Raw genomic sequence first — 17,180 nt, 5'->3', positions numbered from 1 at the left:
CGTCACCACGCCTGAAGCGCGTCAGAAGCGCGTCAGAAGGGATGGACGCCCACCGGGGCCGCCGGGGGCGGACCGTACCCCTCCGCGATCCGCTGGTGGTACGTCTCCCGGTCGATGACCTCAAGGCCCACGATCTCCCACGGCGGCAGTTTCGCGCTCGACCGGTGCTCGCCCCAGAGCCGCAGGGCCACCGCGGCGGCGTCGTGCAGGTCTCTGGCCTCTTCCCAGTAGCGGATCTCCGCGTGGTCGTTCGCGTACCGGCTCGTGAGCAGAAATGGATGGTCGTGGGCCAGCTGTTCCAAGCCACGCCGGACCTCCGTCAGCGGGGTTTCGGCGCCCGAGACGCTCAGCGTGATGTGCCACAGCTTCGACACCGCCCGGCCCTCCCGGCGCGCGTCCGTTCTCGATACGGCCTCCCGCTGTCGCTCCTCGTCGAAGTCTTCCCCCGCTTCGACGCTGGTCAGGGCCCGTTCTTCCGCCTTGGTCCTGCGGGCATGGGCGCTGCCCCCGGTCCCTCGGGGCGCCGCCCCCGGGCGCGCTCGTCTCACCAGCGGCCTCCTGTTGCTGCGTCGTCGTGCTGTTCCCCGCCTGATACCCCTGAGACAAAGTTGACCAGTCCCGGGCGGGGCATGGGGTGGTTTTGGTAAAGGTCCCTGTTCAAAGGGAGGAGTTTCAGCCGTTTCAGGGCCGCGGTCAGGGACGCAGAATGACCAGATCGTCTCTGTGTACGACCTCGCGCTCGTAGGCGGGCCCCAGTTCGCGGGCCAGCTCCCGGGTGGAGCGGCCGAGCAGCTGGGGGATCTCCTTGGCATCGAAGTTGACCAGCCCGCGGGCGACGGCGCGGCCCTCGGTGTCACGGAGCTCGACCGGGTCCCCGGCGCTGAACTCGCCCTCCACGGCGGCGATCCCGGCGGGCAGCAGTGAGGTGCGCCGCTGGACGACGGCCCGTACGGCGCCGTCGTCGAGGGTGAGCGCGCCCTGCGGGGTGGACGCGTGCGCGAGCCAGAGCAGCCGGCCCGTGGAGCGGCGTCCGGTGCGGTGGAAGTACGTACCGGTGTCGCGGCCCGCGAGCCCGTCGGCGGCGCGGCTGGCGGAGGTCAGCACCACCGGGACACCGGCCGCGGTGGCGATCGCGGCGGCCTCGACCTTGGTGACCATGCCGCCGGTGCCCAGACCCGCCTTGCCCGCGCTGCCGAGGGAGACTCCCGCCAGATCCGCGGGACCGCGCACATCGGCGATCCTGGAGGTGCCCGCTCTGCTGGGGTCGCCGTCGTACAGCCCGTCGACGTCCGAGAGCAGGACGAGCAGATCGGCGCGGACGAGATGGGCGACAAGGGCGGCCAGCCGGTCGTTGTCGCCGAACCGGATCTCGTCCGTGGCGACCGTGTCGTTCTCGTTGACGACGGGCACGGCGCCCATGCCGAGCAACTGGTCGAGTGTGCGGTAGGCGTTGCGGTAGTGGGCCCGGCGGCTGGTGTCGTCCGTGGTGAGGAGCACCTGTCCGACCCGTACGCCGTAGCGGGCGAAGGACGCGGTGTAACGGGCGACCAGCAGCCCCTGTCCGACGCTGGCCGCGGCCTGCTGGCGGGCCAGGTCCCGGGGGCGGCGGATCAGTCCGAGCGGCGCGAGCCCGGCGGCGATGGCACCGCTGGAGACCAGCACGATCTCCTTCTCACCGCCGCTTCTGACCTGGGCGAGCACATCGACGAGGGCGTCCACCCGGTCGGCGTCGAGCCCTCCCGAGGCGGTGGTGAGCGAGGAGGAGCCGACCTTGACGACGATCCTGCGGGCCTGCGCCACCACCTCGGACCGCCCGGCCGGCTCGGGCCCGTCGCCCCCGCCAGGCCCGTCGCCCCCGCCAGGCCCGTCGCCCCGCTCAAGGCTGTCGCCATGGTCAGGACCGTCGGCCGGCTCCGGCCGATCCACCGGATCCGGCCCCTGCGCCCGCGCCCGGCGCTCCACCGGCTCCGGCCGCCCCGCCGCGTCCCGTTCTCCCGCCGCGCCCTGCCGTGCCGTTGCCACGTGCTCTGCCTCTGCTCTCACTGCGCTACTCACCGCACCGCACCGCGCTTCTTCGCCGCGCTCGGCGCGCTCACCGTCGGAGGCTCACGGTCGGGGAGCCTCCCGACCGGTCAGCGTACGCGGGCAGCGCCCGGCGACGGCTTGCCTTTTCAATGGGTGGGACGGCGTCGGCGCACCCGCCCCACCCACATAATCCGGGCTCTCGCACAACCGGACGAGGGTGACAGCAGTCTGTCAAGTGAGACAACGACGGGGAAACATCGCGCTCCGGTCAAGGTTAGGCTGGCGGTCGGCAGCGCCCCCTCGCTTCACCGGCGGCGGCGCCCCTTCCCCCCGTGTAGCACGCCGGGCAATCACACACGAGATGGGCCACCAGTAAATGGCAGTAAAAGTGAGCGTCGTCATTCCGGTTTACAACCCGGGTAAGTACATCGATCCGTGCATCGATTCGCTGCTGGCCCAGACACTGCCGGCGGCCGATTTCGAGGTGCTGTTCGTCAACGACGGTTCCACGGACGACACTCCCGGCCGGCTCGACAAGCTGGCGGAGGAGCACCCGCACTTCCGGGTGATCCACATCCCCAATTCCGGCTGGCCCGGGAAGCCCAGGAACATCGGCGTGTCCGAGGCGAAGGGCGAGTACGTCCAGTTCGTCGACCAGGACGACCACATGGCCTCCGACGCCCTGCGCCGGATGTACGAGATGGGCCGGCGCAACGGCTCCGACATCGTGATCGGCAAGGTCGCGTCCAACTTCCGCGGTGTTCCGCACGGCGTGTTCAGGACGAACCGCGAGAAGTGCGATCTGACCGACGCCCCGCTCTACGACAGCCTCACCCCGCACAAGATGTTCCGTACGGAGTTCCTCCGCGAGAACGGCATCGCCTACCCCGAGGGCAAGCGCCGCCTTGAGGACCAGCTCTACATGATGCAGTCGTATTTCCCCGCGAAGGTCGTGTCGATCCTGGGGAATTACACCTGCTACTACTACTCGAAGCGGGACGACGGCCAGAACGCCGGATCGGCCAAGCTCGTGCCGTCCGGCTACTACGGCAACCTCCGCGAGATCCTCCAGGTCGTCGTCGACAACACCGAACCGGGTGAATTCCGGGACCGGCTGCTGCGCCGCTTCTACCGGGTCGAGATGCTCGGCCGGCTGAGCGAGCCGGGTGTGCTCAAGTTCACTCCCGAGTATCTCGACGAGATGGTCGATGTCATCCGCCCGCTCGCCGAGGACTTCATGACCGACGGCGTGCACGAGGGGCTCGGCTCGGTGACCCGGCTGCGCTCCACCCTGCTGCGCGCCGACGACCGCGAGGGGCTGATGAGGATCGCCCGTTTCGCCTCCTCGGTCAAGGGCGCCGCCCGTCTTGAGGACTTCGAGTGGGAGTCCGACGACAGGATCGCGCTCTCGCTGACGGGCCGGCTGGTCCATGGCGAGGACAAGGAACCGCTGCGTCTGATCCGCCGTGACAACCGGTACTTCCTGCACCCGGAGATCACCGAGGGACTGCTGCCCGCCGGTGAACTCCTCGATGTCACCTCCGACATGAACGACTTCAAGGGCGAACTGTCCCTGCGCAACCGCGAGACCGCCGTGGAGTGGCCGTGCCCCGTCGACTTCTCGGCCGAGGTCGAGAAGCTGGACGGCGACAGCTACGAGGTCGTGCTGCGCGGCCGGGGCCATGTCACCAGCGAGGCGGTCAAGGGACGCGGCCGGGTCTCCCGCGGCTTCTGGGACGTCTGGGTGCCGCTGCGCGGCCTCGGGCTCGTACGGAAGGCACGGCTCGGCGCCGACCGCGCCCCGCGGGTGGACGCCAAGTGCCTGCCCGCGGTGCTCGGTTCACCCGCCCGCCCGGTCATTCCGTACTTCACCGACCCGCACGGCAATCTCACCCTCGATGTCGCGGGCCGCGCCAAGAAGCTGGCCGTGTATCTCGCGGACCGGCCGGTACGGCGGATGCCCGGCGCCGGACGGCCCGAGCTGCGCCTCGATGTCTTCACCGGCACCAAGTCCGGCTCCCGGGCAGCCGAGTTGATCGTGACCGCCGCGGACGGCACCAGCCGTACCGTCCCCGCCACCCTGCGCCCCGACCACGGCCGGGCGCATCTCGCGGTGCCCGCGCGCGTGGCGGATCTGCCCGAGGGCACAGCGCGGCTCTCGGCCCGGCTGGACGGTCCGAAGGGACCCGAACTGCCGCTCTGCGAGGTGCCCGTGGCCGCCGGCGGCCGGATCAGGCTCGACCGCAGCGAGGTGGCCGTCGTCGACCCCGCACTCGTACGGGTGGTCACGGTACGGCGCCGCAGGGCGGCCCTGCGGCGGATGCTCCGCTCGGCGGGCGGGCCGATCGTACGGCGGCTGCCCTCCTCGGCGCGCAAGAAGGTGCGCCGCCTCGCGGCCCGCTTCTGACCTGGCGGCTGGGCGCCTTCCGCCGTCTCCCCCGAACAGTCCGCGCCGTGCGAACAGCACGCACCATGCGACAAGAACAAGGACGTGATCACATGCGGCAGCTCTCCATCAAAGGCGCCTGGGTACAGGAACCGAAGGTCTTCCCGGACAGCCGTGGCAGCTTCCACGAGTGGTTCCAGGCCTCCGACTTCACCGGTTCGACCGGCCACTCGCTGCGGCTCGCCCAGGCCAACTGCTCGGTGTCCAGCCGCGGCACGCTGCGCGGTGTCCACTTCGCCGATGTGCCTCCCGGCCAGGCCAAGTATGTGAAGTGCGTGCGCGGCGCGGTGCTCGACGTCATCGTGGACATCCGGGTGGGCTCTCCCACCTACCGGCAGTGGGAGGCCGTACGGCTGGACGATGTGGACCATGACGCGGTCTATCTCTCGGAGGGGCTCGGCCACGCGTTCATGGCGCTGACGGACGACGCGACCGTCGTCTACCTCTGCTCCGAGGGATACGCCCCCGGGCGCGAGCACGGCATCAGTCCGCTGGATCCGGAACTCGGTATCGAGTGGCCCCGGGACATCACCCCGCTGCTCTCCGACAAGGACGCGTCGGCCCCGACCCTCGCGGAGGCCGAGGCCCAGGGTCTGCTGCCGTCGTACGAGGAGTGCCAGGCGTACTACGCCGACATGGCCGCCCGCGGCTGACCCCAGGCCCGGCTGAATGCCTGATTGACCCCACGCCCGGCCGGCTCCATACCCCAAACAACAGAGGGGGCCCGAGCGATCCAGGATCGCTCGGGGCCCAGCCCCAGGCCGCGGGGGCCGCCGCGGACGCTCCGCGTCAGCCGGTGATCGTCTCGATCTGCTTGCGCAGCGGCGCGAACGCCGACCGGGGACGCCGCAGATTGCGGGCGCGCGACAGGCCCTGCCAGAAACCGCCCCCGAGCAGCGACTCGGGCCGTACCGCGTTCTTGCGGACCAGCACCTCGTCGGGCACGTTCTGCGGGTCCGGTACGACAAACTCCTCGATGATCTTGTCGTACTTGTCCTTGAGCACCGTGCTCTCGGGGTTGGCGCCGAAGATGGCCACCACCCCGGTCGGCTCGGTGTCGACATCGACGACCAGCAGATCGGGGCGGAACCGCCGCAGCACCTGGGCGACCTTGTAGACGTCGCCCGCCCAGAACTTGGTGTGCCGGTCGCGCGCCGCCTCGTCGACATCGCGCGGCAGCATGTCGTCCAGGACGATCACGCTGGACCAGCGGGAGTGCTTCTCCACATTCATGAAGTCGCGCAGCGCGTACTCGAAGAGGTGCATGCCGTCGATGAACGACAGCTCCAGCTTCGGGTCGCCGCCGAAGAGGTTGACCGGGTCCCGGCGGGCCAGCGCCCGGAACGGGTTGCGGCCGTTGCGCAGATGGATCAGAGGATCCTTGCGGGCGAAGAAGTCATCACTGGTGGCCTTGACCAGATGGACATCGCAGCTGATGTCCGTGACAACCCGGAACGCCGGGTCGACAGCCACCGACGGTACCCGGGACAGTGCCAGGCTGCGCCCGTCATTGACCCCGATTTCCAGATAGGTGCGGGGTTTGTACACACGGTGCAGCTGGCGCAGGAAGCCGTGGCGATCCACGTAAGGGGCCCTTCACTGAGAATCAAAAACTGGGGATTGATTCTCAGTGAACTTAGTGGGCACGGAGGTTGTACGTAAACATCTACCGGTCAGTAACACCCGATTGGCGCTCTGCTGTGACCAAGGCGGGAAACGCCTCGGCGAGGGCCGCGCGCCACTCCCTGATGGGCTCGATCCCGGCCCGCTTCCACCGCTCATGTCCCAGCACGCTGTACGCGGGCCGGGGCGCGGGCCGTACGAAGGCCTCGCTGGTCGTCGGACGGACCCGCTCCGGGTCCGCGCCGAGCAGCCGGAAGATCTCCCGGGTGAAGCCGAACCAGCTCGTCTCACCGCCGCTGGTGCCGTGGTAGACCCCCGGTTCTGCCACCCCTTCGAGCGCCGCCCTGCCGAGCCGTACCAGCAGGTCCGCGAGATCGCCGGTCCAGGTCGGCTGGCCGCGCTGGTCGTCCACCACGTCCAGGGTGTCCTTGACGGACTCCAGCTTGATCATCGTGCGGACGAAATTCCCGCCGCCCGCCCCGTACAGCCATGCCGTACGGACCACGTAGCCGGTCTCCGGCAGGGTGTCGAGCACCGCGCGCTCACCGGCCAGCTTGGTACGCCCGTAGGCACTGCGCGGGCCGGTGGGGTCGTTCTCCCCGTACGGAGTGCCGCCGTCCCCGGCGAAGACATAGTCCGTGGAGACCTGGATCAGCACGGCGCCCGACGCGGCGCAGGCCTCGGCGAGGACCCGGGGCCCGGTGCCGTTGACCGCCAGCGCCTCGGCCTCCCTGGCCTCGGCGTCGTCCACGGCCGTCCAGGCCGCGCAGTTGACCACCACGGCCGGTGCGTAGGTCGCCAGCGCCGCGCGCACCGCGGCGGGGTCGGTGATGTCCAGCGCGGTACGGTCCAGCCCCACCGCGCGCTCCCCCGCCCCGACGAGCCGGGCCAGCAGATCCTGGCCCAGCATTCCGCCGCCGCCGGTGACGAGCCAGCCGCCGCTCACAGCGCCGCACGTCCCTTCAGCGGCTCCCACCAGGCGCGGTTGTCGCGGTACCACGCCACGGTCTCCGCGAGGCCCGCGGCGAAGTCCTTGCGGGGCGCGTACCCCAGCTCCGTACGGATCTTGGCGCAGTCGACGCTGTAACGGCGGTCGTGGCCCTTGCGGTCGGTGACGTACTCGACGCTGGTGTCCCAGTCGGCCCCGCAGGCTTCCAGCAGCAGCCCGGTCAGCTCCTTGTTGGAGAGCTCCGTGCCGCCGCCGATGTTGTAGACCTCGCCGGCCCGGCCCTTCGTACGGACCAGCTCGATGCCCTGGACATGGTCGTCGATGTGCAGCCAGTCGCGGACGTTGCCGCCGTCGCCGTACAGCGGGACCTTCTTGCCGTCCAGCAGATTGGTGATGAAGAGCGGGATGACCTTCTCGGGGAAGTGGTGGTGCCCGTAGTTGTTGGAGCAGCGGGTCACCCGTACGTCGAGGCCATGGGTGCGGTGGTACGACAGGGCGATCAGATCACTGGACGCCTTGGCCGAGGAGTAGGGCGAGTTGGGCTCCAGCGGATGGGTCTCCGGCCAGGAGCCCTCGTCGATCGAGCCGTAGACCTCGTCGGTGGAGATGTGCACGAAGGTCTTCACACCCGCGCGGTGCGCCGCGTCGATCAGGGTGTGGGTGCCGACCACATTCGTACGGACGAACTCGGCGCCGCCGTCGATGGAGCGGTCCACATGCGACTCGGCGGCGAAGTGCACCACCTGGTCGTGCTCGGCCATCAGCTTGGCGACCAGTTCGGCGTCGCAGATGTCGCCCTGGACGAAGGCGAATCCGGGATGGTCGCGGACCTCGTCGAGGTTGGCCGGGTTGCCCGCGTAGGTGAGCTTGTCGAGCACCGTCAGCTCGACATCGCCGGGGCCCTGGGGCCCGAGCACCGTACGGACGTAGTGCGAGCCGATGAAACCGGCACCGCCGGTCACGAGAATCCTGTCGGTCATGAAGAGATCTGCACCTTGCTGTGGTCGCCGAGGACGAGTCGGTGGGCGGACGGGTTGCGGGGGGCGGGGGTGATCTCGACGTCGCGGCCGATCAGCGACGCCTCCACCCGGCGCACACCGGTGAGGGAGGAGCCCCGCAGGACGATGGAGTACTCGATCTCGCTGTCCTCGATCCGGCAGCCCTCGGAGACCGAGGTGAAGGGACCGATGTAGGCGTCGCTGATCACCGTGCCCGCGCCGATGATCGCGGGACCCACGATCCGGCTGCGGATGACGCGCGCGCCCTCCTCGATCCTGACCCGCCCTATGATCTCCGTCGCCTCGTCGACCGATCCGTCGCGGCACGGCTCGACGGTCTCCAGCACCGAGCGGTTGACCTCCAGCATGTCGGAGACATTGCCGGTGTCCTTCCAGTACCCGGAGATGGTCGTGGAGCGGACGTCACGGTCCTGGTCGATCAGCCACTGGATGGCGTGGGTGATCTCCAGCTCGCCGCGCCAGGAGGGCTCGATGGAGCGCACGGCCTCATGGACGGCCGGGGTGAACAGATAGACACCGACGAGCGCGAGATCGCTCTTGGGCTTCTCCGGCTTCTCCTCCAGGGCCACCACCCGGCCCTCGGAGTCGAGTTCGGCCACACCGAAGGAGGTCGGGTTGGGGACCTTGGTCAGCAGGATCTGCGCGTCGGGCCGCTCCTCGCGGAAGCCGTCGACCAGTCCGGTGATACCGCCGACGATGAAGTTGTCACCGAGGTACATCACGAAGTCGTCGTCACCGAGGAAGTCACGGGCGATGAGGACGGCGTGCGCCAGTCCGAGCGGCGCGTCCTGCTGGAGGTAGGTGACCTTTATCCCGAACCTGGAGCCGTCGCCGACCGCCTCGCGGATCTCCTCCGCGGTGTCGCCGACGATGACACCGACCTCGGTGATGCCCGCCTCCGCGATCGCCTCCAGACCGTAGAAGAGCACCGGCTTGTTGGCCACGGGCACGAGCTGTTTCGCGGAGGTGTGGGTGATGGGGCGCAGACGGGTGCCCGCCCCGCCGGACAGTACGAGAGCCTTCACGATGCCTATCCCATGCTGAGATTTCCGATGCTGTCCGGGCGTCGCCCGACAGCATGATTTTACCTATGATTTCCGGCACGGCCCGCCGCTGGACACCTTGACCGGATACTTCGGGCCACAGGGGCGCGTGAATACGCGCCCCTTCGCCATATGCGCGCGTCTGTGTGCGCGGGCGCCCTCAGGACGACGACAGCGCGTACCGGATCCGTACGCGCGTACGAACCTGTCTCGCCACCCGGATCAGCAGCGACTTGCGCCGGCGCGCGACCCTGGGCGCCTCGATGCGCTCCAGACCCGGTCTGCCCACCCAGTCGGGCACGGTGACCTCGTACGAGGCGTCCTTGAGACCGGTGGAACGGTCACCGAAGTGCGGGAAGGCGAGATACGGCGTACGGGAGCGGCCCCTGCGGACCACCTCGGGCCTGGTCTCGGCCCTGATGAAGTCGAGCATCTCCCGGAGCAGATCGAGCCGCCCCAGGGCGACACACTCCAGCCGCAGCCGCTCGGCGACCTTGATACGTCCGGCCACCCCGGGGGTCCAGTAGCGGGCCATCAGCGGCGCGGCCAGTTCCAGCTTGTGCCGCTGGATCTCCTCCGGCTGCTTCAGGAGTCCGTGCGCGAACTGCTGGATCAGCCCGACCGTGAAAGGCCTGACCATCATCCGGTCGCGCTTGGGGCCGGCCGGCACCAGCTCGGCGATGAGCGCCATGAGGGCGCCCGTGGCCTCGAACCGCAGCGTGTAGCTCCCGCTCTTGGTCACATGCTTGCCGTCGTCGCGGCCGACGAGGTAGTAGCAGGTGTAGTCGGAGATCACCGAGACACCCTTGCCCCGGATGTACGCCTCCATCGTGAAGAGGGCGTCCTCCCCGGTCCGTAACCTCTCGTCGAACCGCAGCCCGAGCCGTTCGAGCAGCTCGCGCCGGAAGAGCTTCTGCGCGCTCAGCGTGAAGATCACCTGTGAGCTGTAGATGTCCACGCGGTCGGCCGTGTGGGTCCACATCGAGCCGGGAGCGCCCCGGTTGACGCCCACGATCCTGCCGAGCACCACATCGGTGCCGGCCCGGTCCGCCATGGTCACCATGCGCTCCAGCGCTTCCTCGCCGAAGTAGTCGTCGGCGTCGAGGAAGAAGACATAACGTCCCCTGGCCAGCTCCAGGCCGACATTGCGCGGCCCGCTGGGACCGCCCGAATTTTCCTGTCGGACCACCCTGGTCGGGATGGCGGTCCGTGCCGCGAATTCCTCCAGATACTCCCCCGTGCCGTCGGTCGAACCGTCGTCGACCGCGACGATCTCGATTCGCTCGGCACCCAGTGTCTGGGCCTCCACCGATTCCAGGCAGCGAACCAGATAAGGCATCGCCTCATATGCCCCGACGATCACACTTACATCGGGAACTGACTTTTCGTTCATCAAAAATCAAGACAATCGGCATCGGATGTTGGTTGTCTTGTCACGATCTCCAGTATCCGTGATGCGCATCACAGTTGGCGTTCGCCGCGCCGGGGCAGCGCTCAACTCCCTTACGGAAAAGGCCCGGCAGCGCGTCCGAAGACACCTTGCCGGGCCAAGTAACCCGTACCGCCGCCGAAGGATCCGGGGACTCAGCCCCGTACCGGCGAGTCCAGATCGTTGCTCTCGGGAGCCGAGTCGTCCGGCGCCGCGGCCTCCTCCGGCCCGGCCAGACGCTGCTCCACCCCCACGTTGCGCGCCTGCGCCTTCGCCGCCAGCGTCCGCGCCGCCGCGTTGAACTGCTCGATCGACGACGGCTCGTCGGGACCGAGCAGATACCGCTTGAGCTCACGGCGGTCGGCCGCCAGCCGGTCCCCGGCCGGATCGGTCACCGCGTCGAGCAACTGGTCCAGTTCCCCGGCGCTGTTGGAGAGGATCACGGCGGCCCGTACGGCGGTGTTCTGCCGCTTGAACTCCTCCGCGCCCAGGCCCGCCGAGTCGGTGACCGCGTACGGCTTGCCGCTGGCGATGAAGTCCGAGACCACGCTGGAGATGTCCGAGACCATCGCGTCCGACTCGTTGAAGCAGTCGTACAGCCGCGGCTCTGCGCCGGCGATGACCCGGTGCTCCCACCAGCCGAAGGAGCGCCAGTACGCGGTGTTCCACTCGTCCCGCAGCAGGGTCAGCTCCGCCTGCCGCGCCGGATCGGCCTTGGCATCGCGTGACTCCTCCGCCTCGTCCCGGCTTGAGTCCGCCACTCCGGACAGCTCGGTCAGCCGTGCCTCGATACGGGTCAGCTCGGCCCTCGCCGCGTCCCGCCCGGTACGGAGCGCCGCGCTCCGCTCGGCCCAGCGGGGATCGGTGGCGCGCTCGGCGGCGGCCTTCTCCACCAGCGCGACGATCCGCTCGTGCACGGCCTTCGCCTTGGCGCTGCGCGTACCGGTGAAGGGGTGCGGCTTGTAGAGCACCCTGACCGGCCGCTCGGCCCCGAGCAGCCGCTTGACGATGTTCTCGCCGGCCAGCAGCAGCGAGGTGTTGCCGGGGCTGTCGTCCCAGCCCTCCCAGGTGGGGGCGTAGAGCACCGTCGGAACGGGGTTGCGTGTGGAGCCGCTCGCCGGCTCGATCGGGGCGAGCTGCGGACGGCCCACCTCGACGATGTCCTCGTCGCGCACCCCGACATCGGCCAGCGCGTAGCGGTCGCGCCCGGCCCGGCCCGCGGTCCACACCTCGTCGTACGCCTTGCTGAACGGATTGACGCTGGCGAGCTTGTCGCTGTCGCCGTGCCCGATGAAGACATGCCGCATGGTCGGGACGCGCAGCATATGGATGTTCTTGCCGACGTTGGCCGCGTACAGCGCGACCCGTACGGTCGACAGATCCAGATTCATCAGATGCACGCCGCCGGGCACACAGAGCACCGGCACGGCCGTCGGGCCGAGCTGCTGCGCCATCACCCGCTCGCGCAGGACGATCAGCGGCCGTCCTTCGAGCTGGTCCATCGTCTCCAGCCACATGTTGACCTGGTACGCGGACTCCTTGGAGCCGGAGAAGTAGAGCATCACGGTCGGCCGGTAGTCGGCCAGCCAGCCGTCCACCGCCTTCAGCACCTTCTCGGCGGACGGTACGAGCCGGCTCGGGCGCAGATACGGCAGCAGGGCCGCGACATAGCCGACGGCCAGGAGCAGCGAGAGGCCGAGACCGGCGTAGCCGTAGACGTTCTCCCGGGTCTCCAGGGTGAGCAGCACGCCCACCATGGCGAAGACATCGAGGTGGAGCATCTTCTCGGCGGAGCGGTTGAGCAGCCACGGCGGCGGGGCGTCCGGGATCCGGATGGCGCCGAGGTCGATGTTGCGGGTGACCACGGGCAGCCTGCGGCGCAGCCTGAGCAGGGTGACGATCGCGCCGTGCGGCGCCTGGAGCCCGTAGAACACCAGCACCGCGACCACGGTCACATAGAAGATCCGGTCCTCACCGAGTCCCGAGCGCGCGACCAGCAGCACCAGCAGCATCTGCCGGATCAGAAAGCGGATCGACAGGCCCGCGCGGACCTTGGCCAGCCGGTTCACCAGATAGCTGCCGCGCTGATGCAGGAAGGTGTCCGCGAGATAGGTCACAGCGGCCGCCGCCGCGAAGAACCAGAAATGCGGAATTATCGCGGCGAGCATGACGCACGGGAAAGCGATTCCCAGAAGTAGTGCGGCTGCCAGCTCTGATCCGCTGCCCACCCGGGCCACGCGAATGGCTGTCGAAATCACGGAAAACCTGCTCCAGACCGTGCCTGCTGTTGACCTTGCAAGGGAATTGTGAAGACGGGGCTTGACGAACTCGGGCCTCCGTGATTCGCGCGTCGGCGACCACAGAGGCCCAAATCAGAGATTGTCAGGAATTATTACACATCTTCCTGACGATCCAGTACGGCGGCGAGCGCCTGCTCGAAGTCGGAGGCCTCGGAGGCGCCACGGGTCGGGTCCTGCTGGCGTACGTCGATGACATGGCCGGTCAGCTCGGAGAGCAGCACATCGAGCGAGGTCCTGGCGACCGCCTCGGAGGAGAGCAGCGAACCCTCGGGCTCCTGGCCGAACGCCTTGGTGCGCATCGGGGTGGCCGTGCGCTCGGGATTCACGCAATTGACCCGGATTCCGTCGCCCGCCCATTCGTCGGAGAGGGCCTGGGTGAGATTCACCATGGCCGCCTTCGTGGATGAGTACAGGCTGTACTCGGCACGGCCCCGCGTGTAACTGCTGGAGGTGTAGAGCAGAAGCTGGCCCTTGGTCTCGGCCAGGTATTTGTACGAGGCGCGGGCGATCTGCACCGGCGCGAGATAGTTGACGTTCAGCGCTTCCTGGATGGTGGTGTTGTCCGTCTCGGCCAGCTTGCCGATGCGCAGCACGCCCGCGGTGTTGATCACGTAGTCGATACGGCCGGTCTCGCCGTAGGCGCGCGAGAGCGCGTCGTCGACATGCTCCGGGTTCTCGACATGCGTACCGGTCGTGGAGCGCCCCAGCGCGTACACCGTGGCTCCGAAGCTCCCGGCGAGCTGGGCGATGTCCGCGCCGATCCCGTACGACCCGCCGAAGACGACCAGGGTCTTGCCGGCCAGCAGCTCGCGGTAGGAGTCGTCGGAGGACTGCTGGGGGGCGGCGGAGGAGGCGAGCTGGAAGAGCTTGTCGGCGATGAACACATCGACCGGCTGGGTCACCTTCATATTGAACTCGTCGCCCGCCACGACATGGATCGGCACGTCCGGCAGATACCTCAGCACCACCGAACAGTCGTCGGTCGCCTGGAAGTTGGGGTCGCCCGCGGCGATCTCGTACGCCCTGCGGATGGTGGAGAGCTTGAACGCCTGCGGGGTCTGGCCGCGCCGCAGCCGGGACCGGTCGGGCACGTCCGTGATGAACTCGCCGTCCTCGCCGTGCGTACGGGTCACGATGATCGTGTCCGCCGACGGGATCGCCACATCCACCGCCTGGTAGCGCTCCAGCGCGTCCACACAGTCCTTGATCACATGCTGGGACAGCAGCGGGCGCACGGCGTCATGGAAGAGGACATTGCGGTCCTCGCCCTCCGCCAGGCCCTCACCGAGGACCGCGATGGCACGCTCGGTGGTCTCGTTCCGGGTCGCGCCGCCCTCAATGATCCTGCTGACCTTGGCCAGTCCGGCCTTCGCGACGATCTTCTCCACATCGGGCACATAGCCCGGCGCCATCAGCACGATCACATCGTCGATCGAGTCGCTCCGCTCGAAGACCGACAGTGTGTGCTCGATGACCGCCTTCCCCGCGATCTTCAGCAGCTGCTTCGGGATCGACAGTCCCACGCGCTGACCGGTGCCGCCCGCCAGGACGACGGCGGTGGTACGGGGCTTCGCGAGCGGGGCGGGAGTTGCAGACACAGAACTGACCTACCTTGCGGGCTCAGAGGATGAGGCGATGGTCCCACCCGCGGCAATCCTCTTGCAAGGTGGACCACAGCCCTGCGACATCGGTACGCAACCCCTGATTCACCTGGGAACACTAGTACACCCGTGGGTCGGGGCCGGAAGCCGGACGTGAAGGACACCACATAAGTTTCACGTCGGAGCGGGGGATGTCCCAGATGAGCGTACAGATCGCGACACGGCGGTCACCGACCGCAACGCCGCGCCGGTGGACGGTCCCGCGGCCCAGGGAGGGACGGCGGGGAAGGACGGAGGGGCGACGGGAACGACGGAGGGGCGGCCACGGCGGAACGCCATGACCGCCCCCGGCAGGGCCTGGGCCTCTCGTTACGAACGACCCTGGAAGGGCTCGAACGTGTCGTACTCCCGCTGTGCCTCGTCCCGCTCCACGTCCCGGTCCCTGCGCCGCTGCGCGGCCGGGCGCGGCGCCTCCAGACGGTGGTCCTCGCCACGGCGGCCGAGCATCTCCGCACCCGCCATCATCGTCGGCTCCCAGTCGAAGACGACCGCGTCGTCCTCGGCCCCGATGGCCACCCCGTCGCCCGCGCGCGCGCCGGCCTTCATCAAGGCGGCCTCGACACCGAGGCGGCTGAGCCGGTCCGCGAGATAGCCGACGGCCTCGTCGTTGCTGAAGTCGGTCTGGCGCACCCAGCGTTCGGGCTTCTCGCCGCGCACCCGGTAGATCCCGTCGTCCTCCAGGGTGACGGTGAACCCGGCGTCGTCGACGGCCTTCGGACGGATGACGACCCGGGTCGCCTCCTCCTTCGGCCGGTCGGCACGGGCCTTGGCGACGATCTCGGCGAGCGCGAACGACAGTTCCTTGAGCCCCGTGCGCGCCACGGCCGACGCCTCGAAGACGCGGTAGCCGCGCCGTTCGAGATCGGGCCGGATCATCTCGGCGAGGTCCTGGCCGTCCGGGATGTCGATCTTGTTGAGGACGACGACCCGGGGCCGGTCGCCCAGACCGCCGTACTGCTTCAGCTCCTCCTCGATGACATCGAGGTCGGTGACCGGGTCGCGGTCGGACTCCAGTGTGGCCGTGTCCAGCACATGTACGAGCACCGAGCAGCGCTCGACATGGCGCAGGAACTCCAGCCCCAGACCGCGGCCCTGGCTGGCGCCGGGGATCAGTCCGGGCACGTCCGCGATGGTGTAGACGGTCGAACCCGCCGTGACCACGCCCAGGTTGGGCACCAGGGTGGTGAACGGGTAGTCCGCGATCTTCGGCTTGGCGGCCGAGAGTACGGAGATCAGCGAGGACTTGCCGGCGCTCGGATAGCCCACGAGCGCCACATCGGCGACGGTCTTGAGCTCCAGCACGACATCACCGGCGTCGCCCGGCTCGCCGAACAGCGCGAAGCCGGGGGCCTTGCGGCGGGCCGAGGCCAGCGCGGCGTTGCCGAGACCGCCACGGCCGCCCTCGGCGGCCACATAGGTGGTGCCCTGTCCGACCAGGTCGGCCAGTACGGTGCCGTGCTTGTCGAGGACGACCGTGCCGTCGGGCACCGGCAGGACCAGGTCCTGGCCGTCCTTGCCCGAACGGTTGCCGCCCTCGCCGGGCTTGCCGTTGGTGGCCCTGCGGTGCGGCGAGTGGTGATAGTCGAGCAGAGTCGTCACGGACTGTTCGACGACGAGGATGACATCGCCCCCGCGTCCGCCGTTGCCGCCGTCGGGTCCGCCCAGCGGCTTGAACTTCTCACGGTGTACGGAGGCGCAGCCGTGGCCTCCGCTACCCGCGGCGACATGCAGCTCGACGCGGTCCACGAAGGTGGTCATGGGGGTTGCCTCCAGTACGTACGGAAATGTCTTCTCTTGAACACGCGAAGGGCGGACCCGCTTCCCGGCCGGGAAGTGAGTCCGCCCTCGCGAGGAAACCGCTCTACGGGTGCCGGATCACTCGGCGACCGGAACGATGTTCACGACGTTGCGGCCACGGCTGGTGCCGAACTGCACCGCGCCGGCGTTCAGCGCGAACAGCGTGTCGTCACCGCCACGGCCGACGCCGGAGCCCGGGTGGAAGTGGGTGCCGCGCTGGCGGACGAGGATCTCACCGGCGTTGACGACCTGACCGCCGAAGCGCTTCACGCCGAGCCGCTGAGCATTCGAGTCGCGCCCGTTCCGAGTGGACGATGCGCCCTTCTTGTGTGCCATCTCTCCTCAGTCCCTTAGTTCGCAGCCGCGGGGATACCGGTGACCTTGATCGCCGTGTACTGCTGACGGTGACCCTGGCGACGGCGGTAGCCGGTCTTGTTCTTGTAGCGCAGGATGTCGATCTTCACGCCCTTGTGGTGGTCCACGACCTCGGCCGTGACCTTGATGCCGTCCAGCACCCACGGGTCGCTGGTCACGGCATCGCCGTCGACCACGAGCAGGGTCCTGAGCTCCACTGTGTCGCCGACCTTGGCGGTGGAAATCTTGTCAACCTCAACGATGTCACCGACAGCAACCTTGTGCTGACGGCCACCGCTGCGCACGATGGCGTACACGCGGATCTCACTCTCGCTCGGAACGGAACTCCTGATGCCAGCCGCCCGCACGGGCCGGGGCCCGTGCCGATCCTGACAGGACGAGCGGCCTCCCCCGGAAGCCGGGAGGTAGGTGCTCAGGAGTGGGCGCGCATTGGAACACGCCGAAGGTTTAGAGTACGGGCCCCTTGTCCAGGGGGTCAAACCAGGTCCCCGTCGCCGGACGGGCCGGTTGTTC

14 protein-coding genes are annotated in these 17,180 nt (G+C 68.9%); 2 read left to right on the top strand and 12 right to left on the bottom strand.

Annotated elements, in window-relative coordinates:
* Positions 1 to 32: 32 nt before the first annotated feature.
* On the bottom strand, positions 33 to 548 hold the full coding sequence (locus ACWGDX_RS27170; RefSeq protein ID WP_363082190.1) for a hypothetical protein: 516 nt from the start codon (positions 546 to 548) through the stop codon (positions 33 to 35).
* Positions 549 to 693: 145 nt separating this feature from the next.
* A complete protein-coding gene (proB, locus tag ACWGDX_RS27165) occupies positions 694 to 1,800 on the bottom strand; it encodes a glutamate 5-kinase (protein WP_453629726.1) in 1,107 nt (368 codons plus the stop codon).
* Between the two features lie 613 nt (positions 1,801 to 2,413).
* Between proB and ACWGDX_RS27160 the strand changes: the two genes are divergently transcribed.
* Positions 2,414 to 4,432 (top strand): glycosyltransferase family 2 protein, encoded by a 2,019-nt coding sequence (locus ACWGDX_RS27160; protein ID WP_453629652.1) that lies wholly within the window; start codon positions 2,414 to 2,416, stop codon positions 4,430 to 4,432.
* A gap of 92 nt (positions 4,433 to 4,524) precedes the next feature.
* Positions 4,525 to 5,124 (top strand): dTDP-4-dehydrorhamnose 3,5-epimerase, encoded by a 600-nt coding sequence (gene rfbC / locus ACWGDX_RS27155; RefSeq protein WP_453629651.1) that lies wholly within the window; start codon positions 4,525 to 4,527, stop codon positions 5,122 to 5,124.
* Positions 5,125 to 5,260: 136 nt separating this feature from the next.
* On the opposite strand, the gene ACWGDX_RS27150 is transcribed toward rfbC, so the two are convergent.
* From ACWGDX_RS27150 to rplU, 10 genes are all read right to left on the bottom strand, one after another.
* Positions 5,261 to 6,055 carry a class I SAM-dependent methyltransferase gene (locus ACWGDX_RS27150; protein ID WP_453629649.1) on the bottom strand — a complete coding sequence of 265 codons (795 nt, stop codon included), beginning with the start codon at positions 6,053 to 6,055 and terminating at the stop codon, positions 5,261 to 5,263.
* A gap of 82 nt (positions 6,056 to 6,137) precedes the next feature.
* Positions 6,138 to 7,040 carry a dTDP-4-dehydrorhamnose reductase gene (rfbD, locus tag ACWGDX_RS27145; RefSeq protein WP_453629647.1) on the bottom strand — a complete coding sequence of 301 codons (903 nt, stop codon included), beginning with the start codon at positions 7,038 to 7,040 and terminating at the stop codon, positions 6,138 to 6,140.
* Positions 7,037 to 8,023 carry a dTDP-glucose 4,6-dehydratase gene (gene rfbB, locus ACWGDX_RS27140; protein WP_363082195.1) on the bottom strand — a complete coding sequence of 329 codons (987 nt, stop codon included), beginning with the start codon at positions 8,021 to 8,023 and terminating at the stop codon, positions 7,037 to 7,039. Before rfbB ends, rfbD begins: the two co-directional genes overlap by 4 nt.
* Positions 8,020 to 9,087: a glucose-1-phosphate thymidylyltransferase gene (locus ACWGDX_RS27135; protein WP_453629645.1), complete on the bottom strand. Its 1,068-nt coding sequence runs from the start codon at positions 9,085 to 9,087 to the stop codon at positions 8,020 to 8,022. Before ACWGDX_RS27135 ends, rfbB begins: the two co-directional genes overlap by 4 nt.
* 178 nt (positions 9,088 to 9,265) lie before the next feature.
* Entirely contained in the window at positions 9,266 to 10,498 is a 1,233-nt protein-coding gene (locus ACWGDX_RS27130) for a glycosyltransferase family 2 protein (protein ID WP_453629643.1), read from the bottom strand.
* 191 nt (positions 10,499 to 10,689) lie between these two features.
* Positions 10,690 to 12,792, bottom strand: a complete 2,103-nt coding sequence (locus tag ACWGDX_RS27125; RefSeq protein WP_453629641.1) for a hypothetical protein — start codon at positions 12,790 to 12,792, stop codon at positions 10,690 to 10,692.
* A gap of 134 nt (positions 12,793 to 12,926) precedes the next feature.
* Positions 12,927 to 14,432 (bottom strand): SDR family NAD(P)-dependent oxidoreductase, encoded by a 1,506-nt coding sequence (locus tag ACWGDX_RS27120; protein WP_453629639.1) that lies wholly within the window; start codon positions 14,430 to 14,432, stop codon positions 12,927 to 12,929.
* 372 nt (positions 14,433 to 14,804) lie between these two features.
* Entirely contained in the window at positions 14,805 to 16,253 is a 1,449-nt protein-coding gene (obgE, locus tag ACWGDX_RS27115; RefSeq protein ID WP_453629637.1) for a GTPase ObgE, read from the bottom strand.
* Positions 16,254 to 16,370: 117 nt separating this feature from the next.
* Entirely contained in the window at positions 16,371 to 16,628 is a 258-nt protein-coding gene (rpmA, locus tag ACWGDX_RS27110) for a 50S ribosomal protein L27 (RefSeq protein ID WP_093604510.1), read from the bottom strand.
* A 14-nt stretch (positions 16,629 to 16,642) separates the two neighbouring features.
* Positions 16,643 to 16,963, bottom strand: coding sequence for a 50S ribosomal protein L21 (gene rplU / locus ACWGDX_RS27105; RefSeq protein ID WP_382864566.1), 321 nt, complete (start codon positions 16,961 to 16,963; stop codon positions 16,643 to 16,645).
* Positions 16,964 to 17,180: the final 217 nt, after the last annotated feature.

The organism is Streptomyces sp. NPDC055025, assembly GCF_053608565.1.
The sequence above is the reverse complement of the archived record's forward strand: the minus strand, read 5'-3'. Positions and strand labels throughout refer to the sequence as shown.